Annotated in this window: 19 protein-coding genes; 9 read left to right on the top strand and 10 right to left on the bottom strand. The window is 67.6% G+C overall.

The window, feature by feature from the left end; all coding sequences use genetic code 11:
- The first annotated feature begins 35 nt into the window (after window positions 1-35).
- Window positions 36-512 (top strand): CoA-binding protein, encoded by a 477-nt coding sequence (locus OEZ60_RS06180; protein ID WP_263334252.1) that lies wholly within the window; start codon window positions 36-38, stop codon window positions 510-512.
- Between the two features lie 7 nt (window positions 513-519).
- On the opposite strand, the gene OEZ60_RS06175 is transcribed toward OEZ60_RS06180, so the two are convergent.
- Both OEZ60_RS06175 and hisF read right to left on the bottom strand, forming a co-directional pair.
- On the bottom strand, window positions 520-831 hold the full coding sequence (locus OEZ60_RS06175; protein ID WP_263334250.1) for a phosphoribosyl-ATP diphosphatase: 312 nt from the start codon (window positions 829-831) through the stop codon (window positions 520-522).
- Window positions 828-1589: an imidazole glycerol phosphate synthase subunit HisF gene (gene hisF, locus OEZ60_RS06170; protein WP_263334249.1), complete on the bottom strand. Its 762-nt coding sequence runs from the start codon at window positions 1587-1589 to the stop codon at window positions 828-830. The genes OEZ60_RS06175 and hisF overlap by 4 nt, the downstream gene beginning before the upstream one ends.
- 225 nt (window positions 1590-1814) lie before the next feature.
- Between hisF and OEZ60_RS06165 the strand changes: the two genes are divergently transcribed.
- Window positions 1815-2258 carry a DUF302 domain-containing protein gene (locus OEZ60_RS06165; RefSeq protein ID WP_263334246.1) on the top strand — a complete coding sequence of 148 codons (444 nt, stop codon included), beginning with the start codon at window positions 1815-1817 and terminating at the stop codon, window positions 2256-2258.
- Here OEZ60_RS06165 and hisA read toward each other — a convergent pair.
- Window positions 2255-2974 (bottom strand): 1-(5-phosphoribosyl)-5-[(5-phosphoribosylamino)methylideneamino]imidazole-4-carboxamide isomerase, encoded by a 720-nt coding sequence (gene hisA, locus OEZ60_RS06160; protein ID WP_263334244.1) that lies wholly within the window; start codon window positions 2972-2974, stop codon window positions 2255-2257. The genes OEZ60_RS06165 and hisA overlap by 4 nt on opposite strands.
- A 139-nt stretch (window positions 2975-3113) precedes the next feature.
- On the opposite strand from hisA, the gene OEZ60_RS06155 reads away from it, so the two are divergent.
- Entirely contained in the window at window positions 3114-3506 is a 393-nt protein-coding gene (locus OEZ60_RS06155; protein ID WP_263334243.1) for a DUF2147 domain-containing protein, read from the top strand.
- 107 nt (window positions 3507-3613) lie between these two features.
- On the top strand, window positions 3614-4009 hold the full coding sequence (locus OEZ60_RS06150; protein WP_263334241.1) for a DUF2147 domain-containing protein: 396 nt from the start codon (window positions 3614-3616) through the stop codon (window positions 4007-4009).
- A gap of 9 nt (window positions 4010-4018) precedes the next feature.
- Here OEZ60_RS06150 and OEZ60_RS06145 read toward each other — a convergent pair whose 3' ends face one another.
- The 3 genes from OEZ60_RS06145 to hisB are packed head-to-tail and all read right to left on the bottom strand — an operon-like array spanning window position 4019 to window position 6160.
- Window positions 4019-4933, bottom strand: coding sequence for a glutaminase (locus OEZ60_RS06145; protein WP_263334240.1), 915 nt, complete (start codon window positions 4931-4933; stop codon window positions 4019-4021).
- Complete coding sequence (gene hisH / locus OEZ60_RS06140; protein WP_263334238.1) at window positions 4930-5568, bottom strand: imidazole glycerol phosphate synthase subunit HisH; 639 nt, start codon at window positions 5566-5568, stop codon at window positions 4930-4932. Before hisH ends, OEZ60_RS06145 begins: the two co-directional genes overlap by 4 nt.
- 4 nt (window positions 5569-5572) lie before the next feature.
- Complete coding sequence (gene hisB, locus OEZ60_RS06135) at window positions 5573-6160, bottom strand: imidazoleglycerol-phosphate dehydratase HisB (RefSeq protein WP_263334236.1); 588 nt, start codon at window positions 6158-6160, stop codon at window positions 5573-5575.
- A 217-nt stretch (window positions 6161-6377) separates the two neighbouring features.
- Here hisB and OEZ60_RS06130 point away from each other — a divergent pair, with 217 nt between their 5' ends.
- Window positions 6378-7040: a transglutaminase-like cysteine peptidase gene (locus OEZ60_RS06130; protein ID WP_263334235.1), complete on the top strand. Its 663-nt coding sequence runs from the start codon at window positions 6378-6380 to the stop codon at window positions 7038-7040.
- Window positions 7041-7121: 81 nt separating this feature from the next.
- On the opposite strand, the gene OEZ60_RS06125 is transcribed toward OEZ60_RS06130, so the two are convergent.
- Together OEZ60_RS06125 and OEZ60_RS06120 are read right to left on the bottom strand one after the other, a co-directional pair.
- Window positions 7122-7799, bottom strand: a complete 678-nt coding sequence (locus tag OEZ60_RS06125) for a hypothetical protein (RefSeq protein ID WP_263334233.1) — start codon at window positions 7797-7799, stop codon at window positions 7122-7124.
- Between the two features lie 477 nt (window positions 7800-8276).
- Window positions 8277-9806: a trimethylamine methyltransferase family protein gene (locus OEZ60_RS06120; RefSeq protein ID WP_263334231.1), complete on the bottom strand. Its 1530-nt coding sequence runs from the start codon at window positions 9804-9806 to the stop codon at window positions 8277-8279.
- Between the two features lie 413 nt (window positions 9807-10219).
- Here OEZ60_RS06120 and OEZ60_RS06115 point away from each other — a divergent pair, with 413 nt between their 5' ends.
- From OEZ60_RS06115 to OEZ60_RS06100, 4 genes are all read left to right on the top strand, one after another.
- Window positions 10220-11107: a MurR/RpiR family transcriptional regulator gene (locus OEZ60_RS06115; RefSeq protein WP_263334230.1), complete on the top strand. Its 888-nt coding sequence runs from the start codon at window positions 10220-10222 to the stop codon at window positions 11105-11107.
- A 103-nt stretch (window positions 11108-11210) separates the two neighbouring features.
- Complete coding sequence (locus OEZ60_RS06110; protein ID WP_263334228.1) at window positions 11211-12182, top strand: ABC transporter substrate-binding protein; 972 nt, start codon at window positions 11211-11213, stop codon at window positions 12180-12182.
- Between the two features lie 85 nt (window positions 12183-12267).
- A complete protein-coding gene (locus OEZ60_RS06105; RefSeq protein WP_263334226.1) occupies window positions 12268-13296 on the top strand; it encodes an ABC transporter permease in 1029 nt (342 codons plus the stop codon).
- A gap of 16 nt (window positions 13297-13312) precedes the next feature.
- Complete coding sequence (locus OEZ60_RS06100; RefSeq protein ID WP_263334224.1) at window positions 13313-14356, top strand: quaternary amine ABC transporter ATP-binding protein; 1044 nt, start codon at window positions 13313-13315, stop codon at window positions 14354-14356.
- Window positions 14357-14365: 9 nt separating this feature from the next.
- Here OEZ60_RS06100 and OEZ60_RS06095 read toward each other — a convergent pair whose 3' ends face one another.
- Entirely contained in the window at window positions 14366-15631 is a 1266-nt protein-coding gene (locus OEZ60_RS06095) for a Coenzyme F420 hydrogenase/dehydrogenase, beta subunit C-terminal domain (protein ID WP_263334222.1), read from the bottom strand.
- Window positions 15628-15932, bottom strand: a 305-nt coding sequence (locus OEZ60_RS06090) for an adenylyl-sulfate kinase (RefSeq protein ID WP_263334220.1), incomplete at its 5' end; no start/stop codon positions are given. The genes OEZ60_RS06095 and OEZ60_RS06090, both read right to left, overlap by 4 nt.

Below are 15932 nucleotides of genomic sequence, written 5' to 3'. Positions count from 1 at the left end.
TTGGATCGGGCGCCTTTTTCTGGCAGATCACCCACATGACCGAGTATTCCGACGGCTTCCTGCGCGACATCCTCACGTCGACCCGCGTGATCGCGGCGGTCGGCGTTTCACCCAACCCGGTGCGGCCCTCGCATTATGTGGCGCGATATCTGGGGCAGAAGGGGTTCACGGTGATCCCGGTCAATCCCGGCCATGCCGGCGAGGAGATCCTCGGCCAGCGGGTCTATGCCGACCTCGGCGCGATCCCGAAGGCGGCTCGGGTCGACATGGTGGACATCTTCCGCCGCGCCGAATCGGTACCGGGGATCGTGGAGGCGGCGCTGGCGGAACTGCCGGACCTCAGGACGATCTGGATGCAGGTCGGCGTCAGCCACCCCGAGGCCGCGGCGCGGGCCAGGGCGGCGGGGCTCAGGGTGGTGCAGAACCGCTGCCCGAAGATCGAGTACCAGCGGCTTTTCGGCGAGCTCCGGATGGGTGGCTTCGCTACCGGGGTGATCTCGTCGCGGCTCTGAGCAGCGGTCAGCCGCGCGACGCCTTTTCGGCGAGGCCGGAGAGGCCCTCGCGGCGGTCAAGCTCCGCAAGCACCTCGTCGAGTGTCACGTCGCGGGCGGCGAGCATGACGAGGAGGTGGTAGAGCACGTCCGCCGCCTCGGCGGTGAGCCGGGCACGGTCGCCCTTCACCGCCTCGATGATCGCCTCGACCGCCTCCTCGCCGAACTTCTCGGCGCATTTCTCAGGCCCCTTGGCGAGGAGCTTCGCGGTCCAGGAGGTGTCGGGGTCGGCGCCCTTGCGGGCGGCAATGGTGGCGGCGAGCCGGTCGAGCGTGGTCATTCGAGCCTCATCGGGATGCCGGCGGCGGCCATGTGCTCCTTGGCCTCGCGGATCGTGTAGTCGCCGAAATGGAAGATCGAGGCGGCGAGGACCGCGGAGGCATGGCCCTCGGTCACGCCCTCGACGAGATGGTCGAGCGTGCCGACGCCGCCGGAGGCGATCACCGGGATATCCACGGCATCGGCGATGGCGCGGGTGAGCGGCAGGTTGAACCCGGCGCGCGTGCCGTCGCGGTCCATAGAGGTCAGCAGGATCTCGCCCGCCCCTTTTGCCGCGACGGTGCGGGCGAACTCGACCGCGTCGATGCCGGTGGGCTTGCGACCGCCGTGGGTGAAGATCTCCCAGCGGCCGGGCTCGACAGTCTTGGCGTCGATCGCCACGACGATGCACTGGCCGCCGAAGCGGTCGGCGGCCTCGGCAACGACGTCGGGGTTGGCCACGGCGGCGGAGTTGAACGAGACCTTGTCGGCGCCGGCGAGGAGGAGCGCGCGCACGTCCTCATGCGTGCGGACCCCGCCGCCGACGGTGAGCGGGATGTAGCACTGTTCGGCGGTGCGGGTGACGAGGTCGTACATCGTGCCGCGGTTCTCATGGGTGGCATGGATGTCGAGGAAACAGAGCTCGTCAGCACCCGCCGCGTCATAGGCCTTGGCGGCCTCGACCGGGTCGCCGGCGTCGATCAGGTTGACGAAGTTCACGCCCTTGACGACGCGGCCATCGGCGACATCGAGGCAGGGGATGATGCGGGTCTTGAGCATGGCGGGTCCTCTCGGCCCCTCCTAGCGCGGGCGGGCGCGGGGGGGAAGGGGTTTCGTCCCGGCTGCGCCGGGCCGACCCGCCGGGGCGGCGCTGCCTCCCCGGACCCCTCCGGGATATTTCCGGCAAGATGAAGGGGCGGGGTTCTGCCGATCACGGCAACTTTTCTTGGCAAGGCCGGGGCAAGGCCCGACCCTTGCGGGGCCACGAGAAAAAGGGGGTACGAGATGAAACCGCTCGTTTTTGCGATCCTGTCCGCGATCGTCGCGCTGCCGGCGGGTGCCGAGGTGACCCGTGTCGCGGCGCAAGGCAGCGTGCCGGAGGTCATGGACCGGCTCGAGGCCGCGGTCGGCGGCGCCGGGGCCACGGTCTTCGCGCGCGTCGATCATGGCGCCGGGGCGGCGAGCGTGGAGATGGAACTTGGTGCCTCGGAACTGCTGATCTTCGGCAACCCCGCGCTCGGCACGCCGGCGATGCAGGCCGATCCGCTGGCCGGGCTCTATCTGCCGCTCAAGGTGTTGGCTTACGAGGATGGCGAGGGCGGGGTCTGGCTCGCCTACGAGGAGCCGGCCGACATGTTCGAGGGGCTCGGCGTGCCCGCCGATGCCGAGGTGCTGGTGAAGATGTCGGGCGCGCTCGGCAAGCTGACGGCGGTCGCGGCGGGCGGTTAGGCCCGGAGCGCGGCGAGAGCCTCTGCAAGATCGATGGCGCCGTCGTAGAGCGCCCGGCCCGAGATCGCCCCGGCGATGGAGCCGGTATCGCGGAGCGTGATCAGATCGGCGAGCGTGGAGACGCCGCCGGAGGCGATGACCGGGATCGAGACCGCACGGGCCAAGGCCTCGGTGGCGGCGATGTTCGGCCCCTTCATCGCGCCGTCGCGCAGGATATCGGTGTAGATGATCGCGGCGACGCCGGCATCCTCGAAGCTTCTCGCCAGATCGGTGACCATCACGTCGGTCTCCTCTGCCCAGCCCTTGGTCGCGACGCGGCCGTTTCGCGCGTCGATGCCGACCGCGACCTTGCCCGGGAAGGCGCGGGCCGCCTCGCGGACGAGGTCCGGGTTCTCGACCGCCACGGTGCCGAGGATCACCCGGGCGAGGCCCTTGTCGAGCCAGGTCTCGATCGTTCTCATGTCGCGGATGCCGCCGCCAAGCTGGGCGGGCACCTTGACGCGGGCGAGGATCGCCTCGACCGCGGCGGCGTTCACCGGCTGGCCGACGAAGGCGCCATTGAGGTCGACGAGATGCAGCCATTCGCAGCCCGCCGCCTCGAACTTCGCGGCTTGCGCGGCGGGGTCGTCGCCGAAGACGGTGGCCTTGTCCATCTCGCCATGCAGGAGCCGCACGCACTGGCCGTCCTTGAGGTCGATGGCGGGATACAGGATCATGGCGGGTCTCCGGACGTGATGCGGGGGCCTCTTGCCACAGCGGACGGGCGATTGCAAAGGTGCATCAACGCAGCGTCACGCTGGACCGGGACGCGATCCTCGGCGAATGATCCGGGCGGTTTCAGGGAGGACTGAAAAGATGAAGATACTCGCATTCGCCGCAGCACTCGCGCTCGTCGCCGGGGCCGCGGCGGCCGATCCGGTCGAGGGCATGTGGAAGACCAAGCCCGACGACAACGGAAATTACGGCCATGTCGAGATCGCACCCTGCGGTGCGGCGTTCTGCGGCGTGCTGGTCAAGGCTTTCGACGGGGCGGGCAAGGAGCTCGACTCGCCCAATGTCGGCAAGCGCATTGTCTGGGACATGACCGCGGGCGGCGACGGCGCCTATGGCGGCGGCAAGGTCTGGGCGCCGGACCGGGACAAGACCTATCGCTCGAAGATGCAATTGTCGGGCGACAGCCTCGCGGTGTCGGGCTGCGTGCTTGGCGGCGTGATCTGCCGCGCCTCGGACTGGACGCGGGTGAAATGAGATTGCCGGCGCGATAGCGGCACGGCGCCACTGGCAAATACCCGGTGGCGTCCCCATCTTCCCCGCGTGGGGCCGGCGCCTCGGCCCCTTGCATGGAGGGGGCTGCCATGCGTATTCGCGGGATTCTCTTCGCGGTGGGTGTCGGCGCGTGCCTCGGCACCGCCGCTTTGGCCGATCCGATCCTCGGTACCTGGCAGGTCGAGCCCGACCACAAGGGCCAGATCGGGCTCGTCGTCATCCGCCGCTGCGGCGAGGCTTTCTGCGGCCGCGTGATGCAGGTATTCGACCGCGCCGGAAAGAGCGTGGTGACCCGCTCAATGGGCCGCGACCTGTTCTGGGACCTGAAACCGAACGGAAACGGCACCTATTTCGGCGGCCGGGTCTGGGTGCCGCTACACGACAAGGTCTATGACGCGAAGGCGCGGCTCAAGGGAGACCAGCTGATCGTGCGCGGCTGCGTCGGCCCGGTCTGTGACGGCCAGACCTGGAACCGGATCTACTGAGACCCGGGTTCAGCCGAAGACCGACCAGCCGGTGCGGCGGGCCAGCAGTTCGACCGCCTCGGTCCCGAGCTTGGAATTACCCTGCGCGTTCAGCCCCGGCGACCAGACGGCGATCGCGGCGCGGCCCGGCGCGATGACGAGGATGCCGCCGCCAACGCCGGACTTTCCCGGCAGGCCGACCCGGTAGGCGAAATCGCCCGAGCCGTCGTAATGGCCGCAGGTCATCATCAGCGCGTTGATCCGGCGTACCCGGTCCGCGGACACCATGCGCGGCATGCCGGGTGCGGCCATCAGGAAGCGACCGGCGCGGGCAAGCTGGGTGCAAGTCATCTCGACCGCGCATTGGTGGAAATAGGCGCCGAGCGTCAGCTCCGGCGGGTTTTCGAGATTGCCATGCGCGCGCAGGAAATGCGCGAGCGCGAAGTTGCGGTGGCCGGTCTCGGTCTCGGACCGCGCCACGGAATCGTCGATATGGATGCCGTCGTCCTCCGCCGCCGCGCGGATGAAGCGCAGGAGCTCGCCGAGATATTCCCGCGGCGCGTGGCCGGCGAGGACCGCGTCGGTCACCACGATGGCCCCGGCATTGATGAACGGGTTGCGGGGAATGCCGCGCTCGTGTTCGAGCTGGAGGATCGAGTTGAAGGCGAGGCCCGAGGGCTCTCGGCCGACCCTAGACCAGAGCCGGTCGCCGAGCCGGCCGAGCGCGAGGGCGAGCGCGAAGACCTTGGAAACCGACTGGATCGAGAACGGCACCGCCGCGTCGCCGACCGAATGCTCGGAGCCATCGGCTAGAACGACGCTCATACCGAACCGGCCGGGATCCACCTCGGCCAGTTCGGGGATGTAGTCGGCGACCCTGCCGCGATCCGCGCTTCGGCCCACCGTCTCGTGGATCTCGCGCAGGATCGCGGCGATGTCGGTCATGGCCGCCACTTGAGGAAGTTGGCGATCAGCCTCAGGCCGGTCGCCTGACTTTTTTCGGGGTGGAACTGGACGCCGACCATGTTGTCGCGGCCGACGATCGCGGTGATGTCGCCGCCATAGTCGCAATGGGCCAGCCGGTGCGCCGGGTCGGCGACGCGGAAATGGTAGGAATGGACGAAATAGGCGTGCTTGCCGGACTCGATCCCGTCGAGAACCGGGTGCGGATGGTCGATGATGAGGTCGTTCCAGCCCATATGCGGCACCTTGAGCGCGGCATCCTCGGGCGCGATCTTCACCACCTCGCCGGCGATCCAGCCGAAGCCCTCGGTCTCGGTGTACTCCATCCCGCGGGTCGCCATCATCTGCATGCCGATGCAAATGCCGAGGAACGGGCGGCCGCGTTCCGTCACCGCCTCCTCGATCGCCTCGAAGAGCCCGGTGAAGCGGTCGAGCGCGGCGCGGCAGGACGGGAAGGCGCCGTCGCCCGGCAGCACGATCCGGTCGGCGCGGGCCACATCCTCGGGCTTCGAGGAGACGAGCACCCTGCCCGCCCCGGTCTCGGTCGCCATGCGGCTCATCGCCTTTTCGGCGGAATGGAGATTGCCCGAATCGTAGTCGACGAGAACCGTGAGCATGGGACTAGAGCGCGCCCTTGGTCGAGGGCAGCACACCTTCCGCGCGCGGATCAGGCTCCACCGCCATCCGCAGCGCCTTCGCCACGGCCTTGAAGGCGGCCTCGGCGATGTGGTGGCTGTTGATCCCGTGCACCCGGTCGACATGCAGCGTGATGCCGCCATGGGTCGACAGCGCCTGGAAGAACTCGCGCACGAGCTCGGTGTCGAACGCGCCGATCTTGGCGGTCGGGAAATCGAGGTTCCAGACAAGGTAGGGCCGCCCCGACAGGTCGAGCGCGCAGGCCACCTGCGCGTCGTCCATGGCGAGCGCGAAATGTCCGTAGCGGCGGATACCTTTCTTGTCGCCGAGCGCCTTGGCCAGCGCCTGGCCGAGCGCGATGCCGCAGTCCTCGACCGTGTGGTGGTCGTCGATGTGAAGATCGCCCTTGGCGCGGACCTTCAGGTCGATCAGCGAATGCCGCGACAGCTGGTCCAGCATGTGGTCGAAGAACCCGACCCCCGTTTCGTTCGAATAGCTGCCGCTACCGTCGAGATCGATTCCCACCGTGATCTCGGTCTCGGCCGTCTTCCGGCTGATCGTGGCCTTGCGCATTAACGCCTCCATCTTCCGCGGCGAGTTATAGGGGCGCGCCGCAGCCAAGGAAAGGGCCGCTTTCCGTAGCGTGATGAGCGATTCTCCGCGCCGTCGGGCCTGGAGGCGCGGCGGCAATCCGCGCAGCGGCAGCCGTTCGCCGAAATTCCCGATCTTCGCCACATTTTAGCCCCGCGCCGTCGCGTGTACTGGGCGCGGGGGTTCCAAAGGAGGCCAAATGGCTCGACAGACCGCTTTGCGCGGCCGGATCGCTATTGCCGCCGGCAGCGCCCGCTATCTCTTTGCCCGCGTACTTTGTGGGCTTACACTTGCCACCGCCGTGGCGACTTCTGCTGATGTCGCCATGGCTGCCGGCCCGGGAGAGCCGGCGCAGTTGCCAACCCGCAAGGCCATCGCCGCGCCGCAGGGCTTTGCCGGCGTCTGCGACCGCTACGGTTGGGCCTGCGCCCGCACTCAGGGCAGCGCCGCCGGCGCGGGACAGCAGTTGACGCTCGCCAAGGCGGTCAACAGCGCGGTCAACCGCAAGTACCGGCAGGTCTCGGATCAGAAACAGTACGGGAGCGCGGAAGTCTGGGCGCTGCCCACGGCGCGCGGCGGCGATTGCGAGGACTTCGTCCTGGCCAAGAAGCTGCACCTGATCGAGAAGGGAATCCCCGCAGAGCGGCTCTTGATGGCGACCGTGCTCGACACCAAACGCTCGCCGCATGCCGTGCTCGTCCTGCGGCTGGATGCCGGGGACTATGTGCTCGACAACCTCAAGGACCAGATCAAGCCCTGGCACAAGACCGGATACAGCTTCCTGATGATGCAAAACCCGCGCGCTCCCCATAGCTGGGAAGCCGTCTTGGCTGGCGGGGTCTTCTCCGGGCGCCGTCTCTAACCGCCACCGGTTCCAGACGATACAGGGCGCGGCTTTCCGCCGCGCCCTGTGAACCGTCCACCCTAAGCTACCACTTACATCTTACTTCCGGCCACCGGGATTGTCGGTACCGGCGTCGTTGCCTTGCCCGCCCGGATTCGTGCCGTCGCCGCCACCGGAATGGTTGTTGCCACCGTTGCCACCGTTGCCACCGTTGCCGCCGTTGCCACCGTTGCCGCCGTTGCCGCCGTTGCCGCCGTTGCCGCCGTTGCCACCGTTGCCGCCGTTGCCGCCGTTGCCGCCGTTGCCACCATCGCCGCCGCCATCGCCGCCGCCATCGCCGCCGCCATCGCCGCCGCCATCGCCGCCGCCATCGCCGCCGCCATCGCCGCCGCCATCGCCGCCGCCATCGCCGCCGCCATCGCCGCCGCCATCGCCGCCACCATCGCCGCCGCCATCGCCATCGCCGCCGTTACCGAACGGAGGGTCGTCCCTGCGATCGCCCGAATCCGGCTCACTGATCGACGCGGTCGGGCCCGAAGCGAGCACCGCCGCGACCGCCGGGCAGTTCTGGAGCGCGTATTCCAGAAGGGCGGGGAACTGCGGATGTCTCTGAAGCCGATTCAGTTCGCTGCGGGTAAACTGGGTCCGTTCGCAATACTGCGAGAAAGCCACCTGCTCGGGTACGGTACGAACGCCCTGAGCCGAGGCGGGTGCGGTCACAATCATTTGTGCGGTAAATGCCGCTAAAACATTCGTCAAAAACACATAATTCTTCATTTCTTACCTCGCATTCAAGGTCTTGATGGGACTTGGCGACCAGTTCGCCCAATCGCCGCTCCCGATTGAGCCAAGCGTGCCTCCACCCACGAATGATGTCAAAATCTAGACAACATTGCGACACAGAATGTCCACTTATAGTCACATTTTTGCCCATTTTTGGGTAATTGTTTCGACAACCTCGACGCGACAGGGTGGACTCGATATCCGCCACCATTAGATTCAGAGACAGCAGCCCCTGAGGTCTGAGCACCTGATATCGGCTCTGCTGGAGGTCGATTTTCGCACGCCACCCCGCGCCGCGGCCATCGCCGCGGATCATCCGATCCGCGAAAGCGTCCAATTTCGGCAGATCGATGGCGCATATCGCCGAGCTGATGGCCCGCACCTGATATCGCAGCGCCTAGCGGACGAATTGGACGTGTTTCTGCCTAAGCCCTCCGCCGCGCGCTTGCGGCAGCCCGTTTCGGGGCACGGTCAGGCGTCAAGGAGGATGTTGTACTCGGCGCGGATCCTCGCCTCGGCCGCGGGATCGAGATAGGCGGGGTGGTGCGTCGCGAGCACCTCGCGCGCTGCCGCCTTCGCCCGCATCCAGGCATCGGGCTGGCCTTTCTCGGTCCAGGTGATCGGGGCGTCGCGGTCGGCGAGACTCGGATAGAAGTAGTCGCGCTGCATCGCCGCCAGGGTATGCGCGCCGCCGAGGAAATGCCCCTCGCCCAGAACCGCCTCGCAGATCGCGTCGAAGCCGAGCGTGTCCGGCGTCACCTCGATCCCGCGGAGCGCGCGGTAGATCATCGCATGCATCTCGTTGTCGAGGACGAAGGCTTCGAACGAGGCGCCGAGGAGCGAGGCCGTCATGCCCGAGCTCTCATAGATCAGATTGCCGCCCGCGAGACCGGCGGCGAGCGAGGAGAGCGCCTTCTCGACGCCGTATTGCGCGTCGATCGCCTTGGCGTCGGTCATCGAGGAGGCGACGCCCGAGGGCAGGCCGAGCCAGTTCGAGATCTGCGCCGAGGCCGCGTTCAGCACCGAGATCTCGCCGCCGCCGCCCGCGAAGGCGCCGGTCCTGAGGTCGATGACCAGCGGCCAGTTGGAAAAGACCATCGGATAGCCGGGTTTGAAGACGTTCACCATCATCAGGCTGCCGAGCGTCTCGGCCAGCGACTGCGCGAGGAACCCCGCGAGTGTCGCGGGCGCCGTAGCACCCGACTGCGCGGCGGTGATGCAGGACAGGGGCAGTCCGTGTTCCATGCAGGCAAGCGTCACCAGCACCGCGTCCTCGCCGAAGCGCATGGGCGAGATCACCGGGCTGATATGGGCCTTGAGGAAGGGCGTCCCGAGGAACGCCCCTTCATGGCCGAGCGCGATATCGACCATGCGCAGGATCGGCGCCACGTGTTCGGCCAGCGTGAAGGAGGTCGCGACCGGCTTCGTCGTGCCCTTCAGAAGCGCGAAGACGGTGTTCACGTCGAGATCGAAGCTGTCGGCGACGTCGGTCGCGACACAGCAGCGGGTGAACCAGCTCACGTTGGTGAGCGTGTCCTGGAGCCGGGTGAAGTCGTAAAGGTCACGCAGCGTCGAGGGCCGATAGCGGCCAGTGTCGAGGTCGAGGGTCTGGACCGCAGCACCACCGGTGCCGAAATGGACCCGATCGCCGCCGACCTCGATCGAGCGGGCGGGGTCGCGACCGTGAAAGGTGAAGGTCTTGGCGGCAAGGTCGATGCACCGCTCGACCATCTCGCGCGGGAACAGGATGCGCACGCCGGCCTTCCGCGCCCCGGCCGAGAGGAAGCGCCGTTCGAGCACCTCGGGCACCTCGCCCATGCCAAGTTCCGCCAGGAGGCGCAGCGCTGTCTCGTAGATAGTGACGATTTCCGGCTCGGACAGCGGCTTGTAGAAGCCCCCGACCTGCCCCGGCGCGCAGGGATTGACCTCGGGCGCCGCCAGCCGCTTTGCGACGCGTTCAGCGCGCCCTCCGGCCCGACCGCCCATTGCACCGCGCGTCATTGCACCCTCCAACCCTGACACGCGCATTTCGCGCGCCGGTGCAGAAACTGGCAAGAACCTTGGACACCGTTCGGAAACGCGAATGCGCGAAAACGCATTTTCCGAATTCGCGGCCCGCAGGTTGCGGGACGCGCCGCCCATCGCGCTTGATCGGTCGCGACGGCGCACGAGGCGTCCGGAAACTCGAACCGACAGGAAAGTGACGGGTCATGGTCATCTCTGGATGCCAGCGGCATGAGAGCCGGAGCGATCGCCGCCAGTGCGGCGGCGGCCGACCGCCATATGCGGCACGCCCACGTCACGGCGCCGGTCGTCGCGCATGCACAGGATCCCTCCGGCCGAAAAGACCGGCTGGACAGACAGAGCAAACATTTGTACGGTTTACTATCTATAAACAAACAAACGTTCTCTCAGTGGCAACAAGCACGGATATCCTCGAACGCCTGCAGACGCTGCGACTCGACACGACGCCGGAACTCGCGAAGCTGTCCGGCTACCTGCTCGATCATCCCGCCGAGATCGGGATCAGCTCGATCCGCCAGCTCGCCGCGAAGGCCGACGTCAAGCCGAATACCCTGGTCCGGCTGTCCCGCGCGGTCGGGTTGGAGAGCTACGAGTCGTTCCGCGAGATCTTCCGCAACGACATCCGGCAGGGCCGGGAGACCTATCCCGACCGGGCGCGGTGGCTGCAGGGGATCTCGCGGCGGGGGGAACTCGGTCAGCTCTACGCCGCGTCGGCGGAAGCCTCGATCGACAACCTCGAAGGCTTCTACGCCTCGACCGACCATGACGCGATCGCGGCGGCGGCCGCGGCGATCGTCGCGGCGCGGCGCACATTCGTTCTCGGGGTCGGCGTGACCAACCCGGTCGCCCAGAACTTCGCCTATCTCGCGGGCATGGCCATCGACGGCGTGCGCGCCCTGCCGAACGGCGGAACGCTGCCGGTGGACGGTCTCGCGCGGGCGGACGAGCGCGACGTGCTCATCGCGATGACGTTCCATCCCTACAGGCGCGAGGTCGTCGATGCCGTGACCGCGGCGCGCGCGCAGGGCGTCCGGGTCATCGCGGTGTCCGACAGCCTCGCCTCGCCGATCATGGCCGACGCGAGGCACCGCTTCCTCGTCCCGACGGAGACGCCGCAGTTCTTCACCTCGACCGTCGCGCTAACGGCGTTCTTCGAGGTGCTCATCGCCTTCGTCATCGCCGAAGCGGGCGAGGAGGTGGTCAGTTCGATCGAGGCGTTCCACAGCCGGCGCCACGCGCTCGGGATCTATGTCGACGAGGCGCGGTCGGGCGGATGATCGCGCGACGCACCGATGGGGTGGCCGGTATCGGCCGCCGCGAGCACACGAACGAGAACCGGGCGAGCCGGCGGACCTGTCCATGCCAAAAGGGAGAACTCACTTGAAAACGACTGTTCTGAAAGCCGCGATCGCGGGCGGGGCCCTCGCGCTGTCCGCGCAGGCCGCGCTGGCCGAATGCGGCGAGGTCTCGATCACCGAGATGAACTGGGCCTCGGCGGCCGTGGTCACCTCGGTCTCGAAGTTCCTGATGGAGAACGGCTACGGCTGCACCGTCACCGTGGTGCCGTCCTCGACGCTGCCCGCCGTCACCTCGATCGCCGAGACCGGAGAACCGGACATCGCGACCGAACTCTGGATCAATACCGCACCCGCCTATCCCGAGCTCGAGTCGGCCGGCAAGGTGAAGACCCTCGGCGACGTCCTCTCGGACGGCGGCGTCGAGGCGTTCTGGATCCCGCAATACCTCGCGGACGAACATCCCGAGCTCACCACGATGGAAGGCATCCTCGCCAATCCCGCGCTCGTCGGCGGCAAGTTCCACAACTGCCCCGAAGGCTGGGGCTGCCGGGTCACCAACGACAACATCGTCAAGGCCTGGGATTTCGAGGGCAGCGGGCTCGAGGTCTTCAACCACGGCTCGGGCGAGACGCTCGCGGCCGCGATCGCCTCGGCCTACGAGAACAAGGAGCCGTGGTTCGGCTACTACTGGGCGCCGACCTCGGTCCTTGGCAAGTACCCGATGGCGATGGTGAACATCGGCGAGTTCGACGCTGACACCCATGCCTGCAACGCCAGCGCGGACTGCGCGACGCCGGGCAAGTCGCCCTATCCCAGCGCCCGCGTCGTCACCGCCGTCACGACGACCTTCGCCGACAGCAATCCCGAGGTCGCCGAGATGATGTCGAAGGTCACCTTCACCAACGAGCAGATGAACGAGGTGCTCGCCTGGCAGGAAGACAACAAGGCCTCGGCCGATGAGGCCACGGCGCATTTCCTGACGACTTACAAGGACGTCTGGGGCGCCTGGCTCAACGACGACGCCCGCGGCAAGCTGGCGGCTCTGCTCGAATGACCTGAAACCGGGCGGGGGCGGTCGCCGCCCCCGTCCATAGCCGAAGCCGGACCAACCGGCTGAACACAAGTGAAGGGGGGCGGCGATGGCGGCTTATTCAGGTTTCTTCGAGACGCTCGGCCTCAAGGATTGGTGCGAAGCGGGCAGCACCGGCGGCCCCCAGTCGCTGGCGGACCTGCTGGCAAAGACCGGCAAGGTCGCCGAGACCAGCCCCTGGGACATGCCCTTTCCCTCGCTCGATGCGCTGCACGAGGCCTGCGGCGCGATCCCGCGGACGCGCGAGCTGACGGCGGGGCTCGAACGCGTGTTTCTCGACATCAAGGACCCGCTGAAGTTCGTGCTCGACCCGCTGACCCAGCCCCTGAGCTGGGCGATCGACGGCGCGCTCTGGGCGATCCTTGCCATGCCATGGTGGATCGTGATCCCGATCTTCCTGATCGTCGTCCAGTTCGCGGCGCGCTCGGCGCGCGTCACCCTGTTCGTGGCGATCGTTCTCGTGATGCTCGCCTTCGTCGACCATTACACCTACGCGATGCAGACGCTCGCCATCATCCTTGTCTGCACCGTGATCTGCGTCCTCATCGGCGTGCCGATCGGCATCGCGATGTCGCGCAGCGACCGGCTCCAGCGGTCGGTGATCCCGGTCCTCGACATGCTCCAGACCCTGCCGACCTTCGTCTACCTCATCCCGCTGATCTTCCTCTTCAGCGTGACGGAATCGAAGCTCTACGGCATCGCCATCATCCTCTACGCCATCGTTCCGGCGATCCGCCTCACCGATCTTGGCATCCGGCTCGTCGACAAGGACGTGCTCGAAGCCGCCGAGGCTTTCGGCATGTCGGCGCGCCAGAAGCTCTTCGGCGTGCAGATCCCGCTCGCGCTGCCGAACATCATGGCCGGCGTCAACCAGACGATCATGATGTCGCTCGCGATGGTGGTGATCGCCTCGCTGGTCTCCGCACCGGGGCTCGGGGCGCTCGTGCTCCGGGGCATCAACAAGCTCGAGCTTGGCGTCGGCATCGTCGCCGGCCTCGCGATCGTGATGCTGGCCATCGTCCTCGACCGCGTGACCAAGGCGGCCCTCGCCCAGGTCAACCGCGCCACCAAGCACTGAGGGGCCTGGAATAAACATGCAAAGCCCGCAGCCGAAACTCTCGATCCGCAACCTCTACAAGATCTTCGGCTCCGACCCGAAGGCGATGCTTCTTCATGTGCGCGCGGGCGTCGGCAAAGAGGAGCTTCTGGCCCGGCACCGCCACGTCCTCGGCCTCGAGGATATCAACGTCGACATGCATGCCGGGAAGATCACCGTCATCATGGGCCTTTCGGGCTCTGGCAAGTCGACGCTGATCCGGCATCTCAACCGCCTGATCGAGCCGACCGCGGGCGAGATCCTGCTCGACGGCGCCGACGTCACGCGGCTCTCGCACGAGGAGTTGCGCAGACTGCGCCAGACACGGATGTCGATGGTATTCCAGAAGTTCGCGCTTCTGCCGCATCGAACCGTGCTCGACAACACCGCGCTCGCGCCGACGATCCGCGGCGAGCCGGGCGCCGGCACCCGCGAGAACGCGCGCCGCTGGCTGGAGCGGGTCGGTCTGAAGGGCTACGAGACACACTATCCCCACCAGCTTTCGGGCGGCATGCAGCAGCGCGTCGGCATCGCCCGCGCGCTCTGCTCGGAAGCCGAGATCATGCTGATGGACGAGGCCTTCTCGGCGCTCGACCCGATCATCCGCACCGACATGCAGGCGCTCTTGCTGGAACTGCAGCGGGAACTGCACAAGACGATCATCTTCATCACCCACGACCTCGACGAGGCGCTGCGGCTCGCCGATCACCTCGTCGTCCTCAAGGACGGCCGGATCGTCCAACAGGGCGAACCGCAGGAGATCATCCTGAAGCCCGCGGACGACTACATCGAGAACTTCGTCCGCGACATCAACCGGGCGCGGGTCCTCAGGGTCCGCTCGGTGATGGCGGCCGCGGACGGCACTGCGGGGCAAGACCGGATCGAAGCCGAGGCGACGCTCGAGCAGGCGCTCGAACGCGCCGGCGGGGACGCGGATCACGCCTTCGACGTGACCGAGGACGGGCGCGTTGTCGGCAAGCTGGCGATGCGGGACCTCTTCAAGGCACTGGTTCCGCGCCGCGCGCGGCAGGCGGCCTCCTAGGGGCGGGCGTTACTCCACACCGCCCCGGCCGGTGGCCAGCGCCCGCCGCATGGAGCCGTCGCGCTGCACCCGGTTCTCCGCCGGGTCATTCATCGCGGACAGGTGCTCGATCCGCAGGCCGACGCAGTCGGGCGCCAGCGAACCCGCGTCGCGCAGGCCCGCGTGCCGCGCATGAACGAACCGCTTCTTCGTGACCTGGTGCGGCTGGGTGTCGTTCATGTAGGCGACATCCACGTCGCGCCCTAGCGCAAGCGCCCCGTCGCGGACCGCCGCCGCGATGAGTTCCATCCCGGCGCGGGTGCGGATCAGGAGCGAGTTCACGCCGGGATCGGTTCTTGACGCGTCACGATCCGGGCTCGCGCCGGGCCAGGTGTCGGCGGCGGCGATGTCGGCGCCCTCGCCGATGCCGTCGGGGCAGATCTTGCAGCGGAACGGCAGCGACCACGCGCTTTCATCCTCGCCCCAGAAGTCGAGGTAATGCATGGAGGTCTCGCTTCCGTCTGCGAACCCGACCGTCGTCGGCCCCGGACAGCCAAGCCCCCGGTAGCGCAGCCGCGTCATCTTCGTCCGATCGATCCCGCGATCCGCGAGCACCTTGGTGAGCGAGCTGTCGGGCATGTAGCCACCGCAAACCGGTGTCAGCCAGTAGCGGATCAGCCGGCTTACCCTCTCGTCGAGATGGGCGAGGTTGCGCACCGCATTGAGATCGCAGGGCTTGGCAATCAGCGCGAAGGGCTTGCCGAGAGCGAGTGCCGCATCGAGGTTGATGAGTGGCGCGGTCGGCCCATAGCGGGATCCCGCGCCGGCGAGCACCTCGTCCTCGGTGCGGCTCAGAACCGCCTCGCCAAAGGTCGGCTCCGCCACCGAAGCCCGGACATGAAGCACGAAATCCACGCGACCGGATCGCAGCAGGTATTGTCCAAGCGCCGTCAGGACGCCCGCCGTAGAGCCTTCGTGCCGGACGGCGGATTCGGCCGCCCAGCCAAGCACGATCCGATGGAGCGGTCCCCAGACCGGATCCGTGGAGGGCGCCTCCGCCGCCAGATCGGGCGGCAGCCCCTCGGCCCGGGTTCCCGGACAGGTCGCATGGATGCGGTCCACGGCAGCGTCGTCCAGATCCGGCATCGCCTCGGGCCGCAACTCGCCGTCCGCGGCCTTCCTCACCCGGACCTTGTCGCGCCCCGCCACCGACTGGCAGAGCCCGCATCCGATGCAGAGACCGCAATCGACGATCCGCTGCAGGCGTGCCTCCGGTGTCAGTGCCTTTACCTTCATTGTCTGCCGGCGCCACCGTTCCCGAGCCCGATCAGGCCCATCTGCTCGAGCTTCAGGATCACCTGATGCGCGCAGTTGTCGACGTCGACGTTCTCGGTCTCGACCTTGAGCTCGGGGTTCTGCGGCTCCTCGTAGGGATCCGAGACGCCGGTGAACTCCTTGATCTTGCCCTCGCGGGCGAGCTTGTAGAGCCCCTTGCGGTCGCGGCGCTCGCATTCCTCAAGCGAGGTCGCGACATGGACCTCGATGAAGGCGCCGAAGGCCTCGATCATCTCGCGCACCGCGCGCCGCGTGGCGGTGT

Source organism: Albidovulum salinarum, from assembly GCF_025673475.1.
Lineage (GTDB): Bacteria > Pseudomonadota > Alphaproteobacteria > Rhodobacterales > Rhodobacteraceae > Albidovulum > Albidovulum salinarum.
The sequence above is the reverse complement of the archived record's forward strand: the minus strand, read 5'-3'. Positions and strand labels throughout refer to the sequence as shown.